Annotated in this window: 13 protein-coding genes and 1 pseudogene; all 14 read left to right on the top strand. The window is 37.1% G+C overall.

Annotation, left to right across the window (positions count from 1 at the left end; all coding sequences use genetic code 11):
* Positions 1–5: 5 nt before the first annotated feature.
* The 14 genes and pseudogenes from ACO05P_RS11605 to ACO05P_RS11540 all read left to right on the top strand — a co-directional run bounded on the left by ACO05P_RS11605 (position 6) and on the right by ACO05P_RS11540 (position 14,731).
* On the top strand, positions 6–1,211 hold the full coding sequence (locus ACO05P_RS11605) for a hypothetical protein (protein ID WP_421751045.1): 1,206 nt from the start codon (positions 6–8) through the stop codon (positions 1,209–1,211).
* A gap of 1,268 nt (positions 1,212–2,479) precedes the next feature.
* A complete protein-coding gene (locus tag ACO05P_RS11600; RefSeq protein WP_421751044.1) occupies positions 2,480–4,906 on the top strand; it encodes a T9SS type A sorting domain-containing protein in 2,427 nt (808 codons plus the stop codon).
* A 1,239-nt stretch (positions 4,907–6,145) separates the two neighbouring features.
* Positions 6,146–6,475 carry an RHS repeat domain-containing protein gene (locus tag ACO05P_RS11595; RefSeq protein ID WP_421751043.1) on the top strand — a complete coding sequence of 110 codons (330 nt, stop codon included), beginning with the start codon at positions 6,146–6,148 and terminating at the stop codon, positions 6,473–6,475.
* A 579-nt stretch (positions 6,476–7,054) separates the two neighbouring features.
* Positions 7,055–7,528 carry a hypothetical protein gene (locus tag ACO05P_RS11590; RefSeq protein ID WP_421751041.1) on the top strand — a complete coding sequence of 158 codons (474 nt, stop codon included), beginning with the start codon at positions 7,055–7,057 and terminating at the stop codon, positions 7,526–7,528.
* Positions 7,529–7,750: 222 nt separating this feature from the next.
* Positions 7,751–8,164, top strand: a complete 414-nt coding sequence (locus ACO05P_RS11585) for a hypothetical protein (protein WP_421751039.1) — start codon at positions 7,751–7,753, stop codon at positions 8,162–8,164.
* Between the two features lie 392 nt (positions 8,165–8,556).
* Positions 8,557–9,620 (top strand): annotated as a pseudogene (locus ACO05P_RS11580) (IS3 family transposase); the annotation flags it as partial.
* A 110-nt stretch (positions 9,621–9,730) separates the two neighbouring features.
* On the top strand, positions 9,731–10,168 hold the full coding sequence (locus tag ACO05P_RS11575) for a hypothetical protein (RefSeq protein ID WP_421751038.1): 438 nt from the start codon (positions 9,731–9,733) through the stop codon (positions 10,166–10,168).
* Between the two features lie 81 nt (positions 10,169–10,249).
* Positions 10,250–10,660, top strand: a complete 411-nt coding sequence (locus ACO05P_RS11570) for a hypothetical protein (protein WP_421751036.1) — start codon at positions 10,250–10,252, stop codon at positions 10,658–10,660.
* Between the two features lie 138 nt (positions 10,661–10,798).
* Positions 10,799–11,254 carry a hypothetical protein gene (locus tag ACO05P_RS11565; protein ID WP_421751035.1) on the top strand — a complete coding sequence of 152 codons (456 nt, stop codon included), beginning with the start codon at positions 10,799–10,801 and terminating at the stop codon, positions 11,252–11,254.
* A 203-nt stretch (positions 11,255–11,457) separates the two neighbouring features.
* Positions 11,458–11,964, top strand: a complete 507-nt coding sequence (locus tag ACO05P_RS11560; protein WP_421751034.1) for a hypothetical protein — start codon at positions 11,458–11,460, stop codon at positions 11,962–11,964.
* A 570-nt stretch (positions 11,965–12,534) separates the two neighbouring features.
* Entirely contained in the window at positions 12,535–13,107 is a 573-nt protein-coding gene (locus ACO05P_RS11555; protein WP_421751032.1) for a hypothetical protein, read from the top strand.
* A 322-nt stretch (positions 13,108–13,429) separates the two neighbouring features.
* On the top strand, positions 13,430–13,909 hold the full coding sequence (locus ACO05P_RS11550) for a hypothetical protein (protein WP_421751030.1): 480 nt from the start codon (positions 13,430–13,432) through the stop codon (positions 13,907–13,909).
* A gap of 277 nt (positions 13,910–14,186) precedes the next feature.
* Positions 14,187–14,423, top strand: coding sequence for a hypothetical protein (locus tag ACO05P_RS11545; RefSeq protein WP_421751028.1), 237 nt, complete (start codon positions 14,187–14,189; stop codon positions 14,421–14,423).
* A gap of 41 nt (positions 14,424–14,464) precedes the next feature.
* Positions 14,465–14,731: a transposase gene (locus ACO05P_RS11540; protein WP_421750709.1), complete on the top strand. Its 267-nt coding sequence runs from the start codon at positions 14,465–14,467 to the stop codon at positions 14,729–14,731.
* Positions 14,732–14,736: the final 5 nt, after the last annotated feature.

Here is a 14,736-nt window from a genome sequence, read left to right as displayed (position 1 = left end):
AGACAATGAAAAACAGATTATGGCTAACAATAGCCTTTATTCTTGCCATATTACATGTGGGAGCTCAGGATTTTTGGTCTATTGAAAATGAAGGAGATTTGGATAAGGCGTCTAGTTTGTCAGATACCTTGTACCTAGAATTTATTGGGTATACACCAAATTTGGATAGTATTGCAGATAAGTATAGGAATAGAGTATTTGGTCTTAGACTGTATAACTTAGAGCTTCATTCAACTAAGGTGTTAGCATTATTTCCAAATATTAATGAACTAACAATTTACTCTGGCCATATTGATGTATTTGATTTTAAAGATTTACCTGATGGATTGAAAGTGTTCAACATCTCTTTTCGGCCTAGAAGATTGTTGAACTCTCAAATATTAGTTGCGGGTAATATTGAACTCTATCATGTTGGGTTAACCGGAAGAAAATGGTCCAAAGATGATCTTTTTGATATCCTTAAAAAGAAGAGCATTAATAGTGTTTATCTTAAACAAGTTGATTTAAGGGATTTAGACGTAGAACTAATTTCGCCTAATATTGAGGTGCTTACATTGATTGATTGTAAGTTGAGTGACTTGGTGAATTATAATTTTAACACTCAGGGTAAAATGAGAGAGTTAAATGTTTATAATTGTAAGTTAAAATCAATAGAATCCTTAAGTAAAATGGAGTCACTAACCAGTGTGACGTTTGTTGATTGTAAATTGAAGTCGCCTGATTTTATTACGGAACTTTCTAATTTGAAGTATGCTTCACTTAGGTATAATAAGTTTAACGGTGTTTTTGTTTTGAATAATCCATCTATTGAGTTTCTAGATTTGTCTCATAATAATATTAGGGTTTTTGGTAAAAAAAGAAGTGCAAAGGAACTTAAACTGGATGTTAGTTACAATAAACTTGATTCAGTGTTCGGGCTAGAATCTGGATTAAAGGTTTTCTACCATCTCGGTAATACCAGTCCTATTAAAGGATTAAGTGCTATCGGGTTTAATGATATTTGCTGTATGTCGTATAGTTGCGAAATGATGAGGAATCGGATTGTGCCAAAGACTGCGAAGTTGATATTCTATGATTGTGATGAAGCGTTAGAGTTTTTAGAGGATAAAATTGATAGTGAGCAAGTGTTGTTACCTAGTTTTGTGACATACGGATCAAGGAGGCTGTTAAATTGCGAAGATTATTCAATGCCTAGTATTATGACGCTGTAGAAATATTGGATAGTGTGTCAGATTTATGGATTTAGGAAACCATCTACTGGACTATTTCAAATCCAACAATTGGAATGGGAAGATGATATTCAAAAGTGGATCTACGGGTCCACTTTTGTTTTTTTAAGTGTTTTGAATAACAATAAGTGAGGAATAATCAGATAAGGGTTATCAGATTGTGGGTAAACGAAGACTTGCCCATAGTTCCAACATTCAAGTGTCAAACATGGAGTTTATTGAGGTGAACAAAGCTATCGGTGCAAGCACTTGTAGCCTCCTGTATATTTGAGAGAGTTCAAGAGTGTAATTAATAGTAGATTATAAAGAAGTCACAAAGCTTTTCAAGAAACAATTTTCGCTATTGAATAGTGGTTGATTTACATTGCAGAAAATGAAACAGATAATGCTTATAGTCGCCTCTGTATTAATCTATGGCTGCACTGAAAATAATGAGAAGCAAAAGGACCTTGTTGAAAATGAGAATATGATTGAGACATCCTATTCCAAATTTTTAGGACTGTATCATAATGTTCACCTGATAGATTCTTTGAAGCAAAGAATATTGGATGGAGATATGAAGGCCTACGCTGAACTAAGAGATATTTATTTGTTATCCGACAATAGAAATGAGTTTCTGTTCTACGCTGTATATGTGGCAGAGAATAATGATTCGAAAGAGGTCCGGTCAGACTTGGAGTATTTATTGACTTCAGGTACTAAGCTGAATGATTCTAGGTTTTCAGAATTGATATTAAAGGATTATATACTTGGTGATACTCTTCAATAGAATAGGGGTTCGGGGCTTTCCCCGACAAGATCGCATGTCGTGTAAAGTCAATGGAATGACATGCATTCTTGCTTCGAGTCGACCGCTAACGATAGGACACCAGTATTAACCTCATAAAAGAAAAATCCCTCAGGTAAAAATGGGGGATTTTTTATTGAATTGTGGTCATTTTTTAATGACTCTCTGTACCAAAATAGGCTCATCAGCCCTATCTCTTATATGCACAAAGTACGTACCAGAAGTAAGGGTGGAAAGGTTTACTCGTTCACTTAAGGCGTGCTCCTTGTAAATATATTCCCGGATACATCGAATAGGGTTAACGTGTAGTTCTTGTTTTGATATTCCTGAGGAATGCTCAGGTGGTCATGAAGGTGGTTAGGGGGAGCTAATTTCTATTCTTCAATAAATAGGATGCTAATGCACGCGAATTGCTATTTTTGAGCGCTTTGCCCCATTTATTGAATTAAAGATCCTTAACCCCATGTGCTTAAAAGAGCTTATCCGAATTGCTTTTTTCTTTTTAATATCTTTTTCTTTACAAGCTTCACACGGTGCAGGAGCCTATCTGAATGCTCGCACCTTTAATAATGGGAAAGATATTGAACTAGAGCTCCATGTTTTTCAACTTAATGATGGATCAGTGGCTCAGTTTCCCAGTGCTTTCCAGGTATCAGCACTATCATCATTCAATTTGTACATCGTGGATACTTTGATTCATCCACTTGGTGATAGTTTGTGTCCTGCTGGAAGCTTGAGAGAATACATTTATCGTGGTTCAGCCGGAGTATGGTTAGATGCTAATGATGCGGTATTTGAGGTTGTAACACCTTGTTGTTTTGTAGATAGCGTGATTAACTTAAATGATAATAGCAATCCAATATTGCGGACCAGCATAAGTATACCCACAGTTCATTATGGGAGCCCTGGGAGCAACAATTATAGGATGGTTTCCGTAAACACCTTAAATATGAAGGTTAGTTTGCAGCAATCAGCAAATACTGATCAAAATACCGTATTGGATTATTCAGTGCATTCAATGCCCATAGGAATTGATTCGCTGCAATATCACTTATCGCCGGTTGGTGGTCAAGGAAGTGGTTCGGTTTATAAACCTGGATATACCTGGCTTAATCCACTGCCTGATCCTACTGAAGACTCCTTAAATGCTCAAAACATTTTTGATTCCAAACGAGGTACTTTGAGTTTTAGGGCACGTGGACAAAGTTCAGACACTGGGTTTTATGCGATAAACATGGACTTTGATATGTATACAAACTCAGCCAAAATGATTAGGATGACCGGCTTGGGGATGTTGTATTTGCAAAGGGGAGACTCTACTTTAAATCCATCCTTGGGTGTAAGGGCTCAAGAAGGGTCTAATGTTCTGGCATTGCAAAATGGGGACACTATTTCTCGAAGTATTTTTTATGGCGATAGCCTTACTATTGACTTTAAGGCTTATTCAAGTTTGGGGTTCAAATTGTTAGATGGCGGATCTAGGGGAATACCTGATACCACGGGGTTCTACCAGCGATTTCAAGCGCAATTTCAGCAGCCAATGATTAATAACTTAGGCTCTTCGGGAGCTCAGGATACTATTTATAAAAATCTGTTTTGGAAGCCCGGCTTCAATGACTTCGATTACCGATCGGGCACCTATCACTTTGGATTCTATTATAGATTAGATACCTGTGGAAGCTTAGCCCAAAAAGTGGTATTTGAGGTAGAATTAATTCCAGAACCATTTATCAATAAGATACAAGATACCATATATGCTTGCTTTGCTCAAAATCTAAGCATATCGGCTTCCCTTTGGGAGGACTCTATGTTTTGGACATTAGATACTGAAGTTTTAGAATCAGATACTACCCTTTCCACCATTAATATTAGTGCACGGAAGTCGGGTTATGTCTATCTCAGTCACCCAAGGTTGGGGAATGTGGATTCGCTTTATCTCAAACTGGACAACATGCCGAATCGGATTCCATTACAGTTGACTGCTGGTGGTATGGAAATGGAGTTTACGGAGAATGATAGTTCCCTATATCAGAAATGGTGGTTAAATAATGTAATTCCATTTCCTGGAATAGTGGAAGATGAGAACCCAATCATTGGCGCAGGTAGCTATAATGTATGGTCTTATGTGCATGCCGATTCTTGCCCGAACTTAACGGATACGCTCACTATTCCGCACAATGAGCGTTGGGGCGGTAATTCTTGGGCGGGACACCCGGAAAGTCAAGCAAGTCAAATAGCCTTGAATGATGCTAATTATCGAAAGTATACTCAGAAATTTAGGCTTTCCAAAGGATCCAGACAGTTGGAGCATGTCTATATAACCGGGTTTCGAAATGTCAATGGTAATCCCCAAAATTACCCGGCACCCGTAGTTGTGGAATTACAATTTGCAAGTGGATTGTTTTTTAGCCGAACATTCAACATAAGAGAGGAGGGCTATATCGACTACCCCATTTATTATCCATTAGATTCCACCAGAGAAATTGATATTAGCTTTACGATACCTCGTGGTATAGAGCTTTATTTAATTAAGGGTACGGGTGCTGGCTTCGAGTATAATGGACTGCATTTTTCAGACTTCCGGAAAATTACAGGTACGGATACAGTAGCCACTAATTTAAGAGCAGCCATTGGCTTTAAATTTGAAAGTGATCTAAGTCTAAAAGAGCCCAACTTTAAACCTGCTGCGCTTTATCCCAATCCAGCTGGTGATCGCATAGTAATATCGGGGTCTATTGGTTCTCCTTGGTTGATATACAGTGTTAATGGACGGTTTATGGCTAAAGGAAGGTTGAAGGATGAAAGTGTGGAGATACTTGTCAAGGACTTCGCTCCAGGCCTGTATATCTTAACTGTGCAAGGTCAAAACTTGAAGTTTGTGAAGGAGTAGATTACTTTCCTGAAAAGGTGCTTCCAAGGCTAAGTATTTTGAAATTGGATTAAGTCTGGGGCTAGGATTTGGAAATTATAGAAAGGACAAGTCTTCGCTGCTTTTATTGTGCAGAGCCAAAATTTGTCCTCTTTCTCGATTGAAATGGTGCCATCAGTAGAGGATTCGCGCTCCTATGAGCAAGGAGGCTCTCCGAACTTGTTTGCCGTATCAGCTTATCTTGAGCTAGAATCAAACTCTTTGAAGAATGATTCCATATCTATCAGGATTCATTTTATCAGCTTAACTGATAGTAGTCCTAGTCTTTTTATAAGTACCCTCGGCTTATTCTCAAAATCTTTATTGAACGATAAACGTTGGGATGTCTTACCGGGTAGATAAGTATATTATGGAACTAAAAACCGCACCATTGGATTCGTATTGGATAAATTTTACAGGAGTATAGGCATAAGACCACTTAGGTAAGATCTTGTAATACCAGAAGAAATGTGGGGTTGTTTCTGAGTTAATGATGGTAAATTTTAGAATTAATGGATTTAGTTTGACGGGACGTGCTATGGTCGAACATGGATCACTATAATATGTGTGAAGCTATGAAAACTCATGGAAAAATGTTTGATCATGCAAATGGAAAAAATAAATATAAAAGTGTTTTTTTATTCTTTATAAGTTACACTTTGTTTTTTTGCTATTTCACTAAAAAAAGCTTTAACTCGGATTTTTTAAATCATATTAATCATCTAAGTACTTTTTTATTGTTGATTTACTTTTATATATTAATTTTTATCCATGTTAAGGTAGATGAAATTTGCAGGGGTGCTCAGATGAAAAGGGTTATTAGGGTGATAATTTTGATTTTAAATTTGATTTTAACTCTAGTACTTACCTTCAGTGATTTTGAGGGTGCTGTGATAAATAACATTGATACATTTTCTCCACTAATAATAGGTGTTTTGGTTTTATGGTGGTTTGAAGCGAATATACGCTAGTTTGTTTATGTTAAACGGTAACCCTTAAATATTAAATTACCTTATTATGAGGCGAAGTAGCATTTATATTCTTTTCAGTGTTTTTTTTATTTAACCGTATTTGTGTGGGTTATGTGCTACTTTAGGAGGTGGTGATAGATTAGAACCGTAACCAGTTGAGAGTCAAAAATTCTCACCATTATAAATGATAGCACAGGGGGTAATTCAGATGAGTTATCCTCTGTTTGTGTTTCGAATACAAAGTTTGATCTTGAAAATACACACTGAAAATGCATATAGCGATTCTACCTTCCGTTTTAACGGTATGGAATGGGATGAGGAACCGACCGGAGGGAGCTCGCGAGCACCTTTGAAAGCGGTAGCTTGCGAGCAAACCGGCAACTTCTATTATGTAGCCAGGTATTATGATCCAAAGATTAGCGTGTGGTTGAGTGTGGATCCGCTGGCGTCCAATTATCCATATATTTCACCATATAACTTTGTGGAAAATAATCCTCTGAAGTTTATTGATCCAACTGGAATGGGGCCAGAAGACCTTTCATTGCAAACTCACATGATGCGAGAGGGACAAAAGCATTAGGACCTAACAAATGGCACTTGCAAGGATCTAAATATAATGGTCGAGCAATTAGATTGGAACAGTATAAAAACAGGGGAGGAGTTTGGAGATATTTCAATAGTTTTAGGTGCGATTAATGATTGTAGCGCATTTTAATGTATTTGTAAATCCTTTAATAGGTAATGGGCTTTGTTTTCATATTGTTAGGTTTAAGTGTTGCGTGGCTTTTTATGTTTAAAATTGAATGGCTTTGCAAAGTAGGGATTGTTTTTTGGACTTTGCTTTTGTATTGCATCATGCTGTTTTGTTTCCCCTATTTCATGCTAAATAGTGCTTATGATAACTTAAAAATGATAAATGCTTTAAAAATGCCTTTAATATCCTTGATGGTGTTTAAAGTGATGTTTTATATTTTTATTTTAAAGTATAAGCGAGAGCCTGAAAACACCTTTGGGGTCTTTCAAAATAAGGCTATACAGGACGTTTTGTTTTCCATTTTATTTTGGATTTTAGGGGTTGGTATGCCCTTTTTTATAGTGTAATTTATGAGGCATAAAGACTTAAACTGTGCATAGGAGCTTGAGGTTAATACTAGTGGGATTGTATATCTTAGTGGTGAGTTGTGTTGAAAATGAGTCATTTCCTGCGCAGGCCGCAAAGGATATCGATGATAAGAAGTATTGTGGAGGAAGGGATGCGATAAAAGAACTTATTTATAGTAGCGGCGAAATTGACAGTCTACTTTATGATATTGAGCTCGGTGGTTTATTACCAGGTTTGATTGAAATGATGGTCAATTGCCAAAACTCTTTCGATTCGATAGCAATGCATGTCTTGTTAAGATGTCATTTTGAGGCGATGGAAAGGAATGGTCACGGTGTTTTACTCAGTAAAGAATTTCAAAATCACCCCTCTTTATTATTGTTTTTGTCAAGTTATATGACAAGGTCTAATAACTTTTCCTCATCATCTCATACCAATGAAATTGTTTTGTGGGCTCAAAGAAATAAGACGTATATAGCTTTTAGTAATAAGCAATACCTTCATGGAAAAACAAAAAGTAATTCCGAATAAATTCATTAACTGATAGTTATATTATTTGGTAGGTTCCAAAAACTGGAGAGTATTTTTTCATTACTGTGCTCTATCAGGTAGTTCTCATCCAACAATATCAATGTTTATAAATTTCGAGATAAACAAAATATCTTAGGTATTACTAAGATGGTTGGGTTCCGGTTTAGCGAGGGGGAAAGCAGCCCTAAAAAAAACTGCTATCCGCTCGTAAATAGAGGCCAAATGAAAAGGATAAATCTAATAGTAATTGGTTTGATATTTTTTTTCTGCACAGCTAGTTCTGCGCAGATTCAAGAAGATCTATTGTCCTCAAAATATTCATTTGAAATTCAAGAGTATTCTGACGATACCTTGGATATCAGGGTGATTCTAAGATTAGATTTAGATACAATTGGAGGTGATCTGAAAGTGCAGAATATCGAGGTGCTGGCCTATAAGATTTACAAGGGATTGAATGTATTTTGTTTTGATAATTTAGTTTCAAAAGAGATTCAATGTGATTCACTAATGCAAAGCTATGTTGATCACATCTGTGATACTATTAGGGATAATCCTAAATTGATTGAAGAAGGTGAGTTTGGGGATGTAAACTTAAGAGTGGATAAGTTTTTTAGAGTGAGGGTGGAGCCTTTATAAAGAACTTTGAATTAGCGATGATTCTTTTATGAATAGGGTGGTTGAAGCTTCTGTTATGGGGTCCTTTACCATGATCCTAAGAATAGTGTTTGATTGAGTGTGGATCCGTGGCAAGCGAGGCTCCAGACTGGACATCTTATAGGTTCTGTAAATCTCGACTTCTTCCTAATTACTGGTTTAATTTAAATAGTTTTAAGCAGTCTGAGTTTTGGTGGAGCTAACAGTCAATTTTCAATTCGAAAGGTTTTAGATATGCTGAAAGGAAAAAGTTTCGTGAACTTATCGAGAAGATTTGTTTTTTTACTGCTTTGTAGCTTGGTTTTCATGTAAGCTTCCCTTAAAACCGAACTGTTTAAAAGTAGAGGAATAGGATTAATTTTAAACAGTCGATTATGAGAAAGAGTAAGTTTTCGCCAGAGAAGATTGCCAGGGTCTTGAAAGAGTTTGATCAAGGTAGAAGTGCACAGGAATTGAGCCGAGAGTACGGGGTTAGTACCGCAACGTTTTACAAATGGCGAGAGCGTTATGCTGGCATGAGTGGAAAGGAGTTAAAGCGTATAAAGGATCTTGAAGAGGAAAACAGGAAGCTTAAGCAGATGTACGCGAACCTGGCCCTAGATCATCAACTAGCTAAAGAGATTATTGAAAAAAAGCTTTAAAGCCCTGCCGTAAGAGAGAGATTGGTCAGGAAATATCTAGACGCTACGGTATTAGCAGGGCATGCCGTGTATTAAACCTCAGTAAAAGCGTGTATTACTATCAAGCCCAAGCAAAGGATGATCGTGAGCTGGAAGAAGCATTACTGACGAAAGCAAAAGAACATTCTGAGGAAGGCTTTTGGAACGCCTATCACCGCTTACGTAATGAAGGCAAGACTTGGAACCACAAACGACTACATCGTGTTTATGTGGCTTTAAAACTACCTTTAAGACGAAAGGTTAAGAAGCGATTACCCGCTCGGGTAAAAGAACCGTTAGTGGTGCCTGATAGGCCGAATCAGACCTGGAGTATGGACTTTGTACATGATGTACTAGAAAACAAGCGCAAGTTTCGTGCATTCACGGTAATTGATGACTACAATCGAGAAGCACTACATATCGAAGTAGATTTCTCACTTCCATCAAACAGAGTAGTATATGTGCTTAATCATTTAATCAATCGCAGGGGTAAACCCGATGTGATCCGAATGGACAATGGGCCCGAGTTCATTGCTGAGCTCACTAAATCATGGAGCGTCATTCATGAAATAGAATTTAGATATATCCAACCCGGCAAACCCACACAGAACGCTTTTATAGAGCGATTTAATGGAAGCTACCGCCGAGGAGTGCTGGACAAATATATTTTTGAAGATATCCATCAGGTAAGGGAGCAAACAGAAAAGTGGATGCATGACTATAACAACTTTAAACCTCATGATTCATTAGGAAATATACCGCCTAGGGTATACGCCAAACGCAACCACCCCGAGGGTACCCTCGGGGTGGTTGAAAACAATACTATCTTTGGAAAAGTCAATTAACTAATGGTTCGGATCAGGGGAAGCTTACATTCACAAGTTGTTCCATGTTTCAAACTAAACGACAATTTGTTCGAAAGCATTATAGTTTAGATCTCACAGAATATAATTCTGTATCAGTAATTATAAGGGGGTTTGATGTAAATCGGAATCCAATAGTTTTACTGACTCCCAATATATATTCGGATACTTCATCGGGTTTTTATGTTGTAACTATTGATCCATTAGGTGGTGAGATAGTGGAAAGAAATGACAAATATATTGTTGAAGGTGACAAATTTAACCCAAGTGAACTGGAGAAATTGGCCCTTAAGTTTGTTGAATTAAGAATAATGCAGCTGCGCATTGATTCCGTAGGAAATTCATTTATTAATATTAAAGATACTGGAGAGCCATACCTGGCTAAAATTTTTAAAAGGGCTAATTATTACACGACGCAAGGCTGGGTTAAAATTGACGGTAATTGGTATGTAAAGCAGGCTTGAAGATTTGTTCACCACGAACCCTAATTTGAAGAACGGTATTTCTAAAGGTCAATCATTACTAGTTAAAAAAGAGTGGCGATTATGAAGAGTTTAGTTCATTATAGCATATTGTTAGTGGCCTATGTTTTCTCATCCTCTAGTCTGGGGAATAGCATGTTGCCAAATTGGGCGAATGGGAAATGGTGTAACTCTGGTAATTCCAATGTTTTGGAATCCATTTGTATTGAGTTTGGAAATGATAGAATTGAGGTAAAAGGCGGGAATCCTTTATCAAGCCTAAAGGTTTTTTATTTAAACTGCGAGAATTGTAGTTTACAGCTGATGCAAAACCAATTAAGCGTCTATGAGATTGAAGGCAGGGATACATCTAGCCTTCATCTAAAACTGGATTCAATAGGAACTCAACAGGTTTTGGTTTGGAACTTAGATACCAGGGGCCGCTCTCATGGTTATTTCTCTAAAAGTTTGAATACCGTAGTGGTAAAACAATAGGGCTAGGGCTGAGAATGAGATATCAATTCACTTAAAGAATGAACCTGGTGAATTTGTTTTATAGCTTAACAGCTTTAAAGACTTTCAGTATTGCCACACAAGGAAAGGCTTGCACATAAATTTTAAATTAAAGTATCGGTGAGATTATTTTTGTTATTAGCTGTGTTGTTAGCTATTTCTATTAATGGGCTTGCACAAAAGGTGGAGATTCGGCCAAGAAGTAAGACTCAGAATAGAAGCTTCATGATAGAGTTAATTGTAGCTGATAGTCTTATTGAAGCATCTATGCCATATGCGGGGTGGGAAAGATATTTTTACTCGATATCAAAGACTGAATTTGGTTCAATAAAGGGAATAATTAATTCCTTGAATATTCCCGAGCCTAATATGAGTCAGATTTATTCCTTAGGCGCAGATATTTCTATCTTAATTATTATTGTGGAAGGTGATAGGGTAAACGAGTTTTATTTAGAGAGTCCAGAAAGTTTTAAAGCTTTTTTTGGTGAGTTTTCGGATTTAATACAGAATGTAAATCTAAAGCGGCAGTTAATAGGCTTAAAGGAATTTTCCTCTCATTTAAGAGAAAAGAACTGAGAGTAAGGGACAATCTCCTGGATGTGATTGAGGATAATTCACCAGAGGCGATAAAGGTCACGAACTTAATTTGGCATGTTTAAGGATTTGGCAATGTTTTGTGTATCGGTGGTGAGAATAAAGGGGCCAGAGCTAAGAAAAATGAGCAAGGAGAAGATGACACCAATACCTGTTTTCCTTAAATAAAACTGATTGATAATTAAATGAAAACTGTCTTAAAAAAGGTAATTGCGATTTCGTATTTTTTCCTTGGTGCTCTATCTGTTTTATCAATGAACCGGCCTGGTCAGGCAAATGATATTGATTTTAACTACCAGTCAACAAGGGTAGCGGATAAATCACAGAGATTGCTTAAAGTTGAATGTTCTCTTTTAAATAATACTTCGGATACAATTTATTTTCTAACTACCACATGCAATGGGTATAGGTATTCTCTAAGGTATAATGAGCAGAATTTTGAGCTTTATGAAATGATTCGTTGTCGCAATAGTGACACCTATGTTCAGGAATTATCCCCAGGTATACCATTGAGTTTTGTGTGCTATCTGCGGGAAGTGGAGAAAAATGTAGTGATTAAGCTAGGTTTCGATCTGTATAAAGTTGAATCTAATAGTCTCTTTGTTGATACAATGAGATACTCAATTTTTAATCGAAAGCTTGAAGATCAAGAAGTGATTTGGGGTGACTCTGTTCGGATAGATAATCTGTAATTAGTATGGCTCTTGCTTACACTTCATCCCTAAGGAATAGCAGGGCCGAGCCTTAAATAAAACCTTAGCTTATTTTAGCGAAGGAGCCAGGCTGTTGTGTGGCAATGGGAATTTCTATTATGGAGCCCCTTACAATGATGCTTAGATTAGCCAGTATTTTGATAGTAGATATGAGGTCAAGTAATTAGTAATCAAGCCCCTGCTGCAAGTGATGATATACTAGAAAAATGAGGGATAATGGATGGATTAATTGAAGCTATTATATTAAAGATTTTCGCCCCAATTGGCTCTTTATTTAAATACTTGGTTTTCAGAAAAAAGACTTTAAAAAAGTATTTGGTGGATCAATCTTTAGTAGATGGATTTATAGGGTTGTTTATAGTGTTAGGGATAATGTGGCTTTTCTATCGATTATTTGCTTGATTCTGAGGGCTTGACAGTTTAGCGTAATAATTGGGGCGATTATCCTCTCTTAAGCCATCGCTATAATTCTGGCAGCTCTGCATTGACTATAGAGGATGATACCACCGCGGCTAGCCTATATTCATCTATTTAAACTAATTTTAAACGATGAAATTAAAGTTGTCACTAGCTTCATTGATGCTGTTATTATTGAGTTGTCAAAATTCGGATGTAAACAAGGCAAATGCACTGTGTATATCAAAAAAGGCAGACGAACTTACCCTTGAGTACACCGATCAACCATCATACATTTCAATGCTGGGTTCATTTGAATCGGATTTGATTAGCAAACACTTGTTAAGTGCTCGAACTCAGCAAGCGTATATAGCACTGGTTGAGGAATTTTGGCCTTACAGTGAAAAGCTCAGATTGAGTTTCTTCGATGAAAAAGAGAAGGTGGAGAACTACTCCATAGTTTCAGGCTTAGTGATGATGGATGTGTTGTTTAATTGTCCCTACGAGGCACTTGACAGCAATGATGTTCATATGAAACAGGTGTTTAGTAATAGGACGAAAATTCTTAATGAATTAAGCTCGAAAGGCTATGAAGATAAGGCGCTTATGATGGCATATATTAATTCTTTTGAAGAGAGTGACTATGAGGATATTTCGGTAAGAGCAGCTGTGCTTAATATCATACTGTACAAAGTGCGAGAGAAGGAAGGACACAGAAGGAGTTGATCTCCGTAAATATCCTTAGGGCCTCGCTAAGCTAGTGTCTTGCTTCAGAAGATGGGGCTCAGTGAAATAGACGAAAACATTTAAAATCCTTGAAAAGCTTGAAGATAGAGTGGTGCTTAGAGATAATGTTTCGGAAGATATTTCTCCAAAGTATTATCTACTATAAAAATTTTAGGATTTAATACGAACTGTCCAATTGCAGGGTTATAGCCGCGGGGATGGGAATCGGAGCATGTTTCGTTCCTAGAGCAATTTAAGCAGGGATCTAAGGTCCTGAAGATTTTAAAGTAGAATAAGGGTATATTGAATTAAAAGCTAAGAAATGGGAAGATTCAAAATGAGTACTAAACGCTTGGTAGTCCTTTTACTTTTACTTTTTGTCTGGTATTTAAATAGAAGAGATCGAAAAGAGTGTATAGACTATACTAAAGAAATAGTATCATCAAAGGAATTTAACCAGTTGAGAGAAGAAATGGGCTTTTGGCAACTGCCAGGTGAATTTGCTGAAATCGAAGCTTGGAGAGGTGTTAAAGAGTTTCGTGTAGCTCCTGATTCTATAATAGCTATAACCCTTGGGCCTTGTGTAGGTAGCGGAGAATACGATATTATAGTTGTGAACGATTCGGTTAATTTGATGCATGTGTGGGATTATCACTGGGAGAGGCACAATTTTGTTTTACAGTTTTCTCCGGAGGACGCTCAAAAACCATTTATTGATATTGAAATAACTCATTCCCAATTTGAAGGTTTTTTATCTGATCAAAATGAAATGATAGAGTTCTTAATTAATAATCTCGATTGATTTCAAGGGAGTTCTTGTGTGTGCTTAGTTCCTTTAAATACAATTGTTAAATCATTGCTGATTTAAAGTGACAAACGAACTTCCCTTTTGCCATTCACTAAGTAGGGCTTCAAATTTTATCGTGATTTATACCTGCAGGGCGCTCTTATACTTTAATGCCCCTAGTTATTGTGATGATCCAACGGGATCACAATTGGACAAAACTTAGCGTTTCTCTTACAAGAGGTCGTGTTAACTTGGTGATGAAAACAGTCGGATACCCAAAAGACACAATGTAGTGGCAATTAGAAAGTTGCAGATAGTTTTAAGCTTCCAATTGCTTTTGGTTCTAATCATGCATGGGCAAAAAACGCGATCCTCGGCCATGGATGCTTCCTGTGTACATGCTGTGGGGAATGTTCACTTTGATAAGGGTTTTTACTACAAGATTAACGAGGCTTATCTAGAGGAGGTCGATATAATGGAAGAAAGAGTGAGTGCAGTTTATGAGAGTTTACTTTGTAACCTCCCCTAAAATTCGGACTGGTTAAAACTATTTAAATTTAACCAGTAATTATGAAGAAGTCGAGATTTACCGATAGCCAGATTGTTAATGCGATTAAACAGCATGAGTCAGGCCGAAAGACCGACGAGATTTGCCGGGAGTATGGCATATCTAAGGGCACCTTTTATCAATGGCGCAAGAAGTATGCAGGGATGGACTCCTTGCAACTTAAACGCTTGAAAGAGCTGGAGGAGGAAAATCGCAAGCTTAAACAGATGTTCGCTGATGTGAGCTTGGATAACAAAATGCTCAAGGATGTGCTCTCAAAAAAGTGGTAGGCACT

This window comes from Croceimicrobium sp. (genome assembly GCF_965228705.1).
GTDB lineage: Bacteria > Bacteroidota > Bacteroidia > Flavobacteriales > Schleiferiaceae > Croceimicrobium.
The sequence above is the reverse complement of the archived record's forward strand: the minus strand, read 5'-3'. Positions and strand labels throughout refer to the sequence as shown.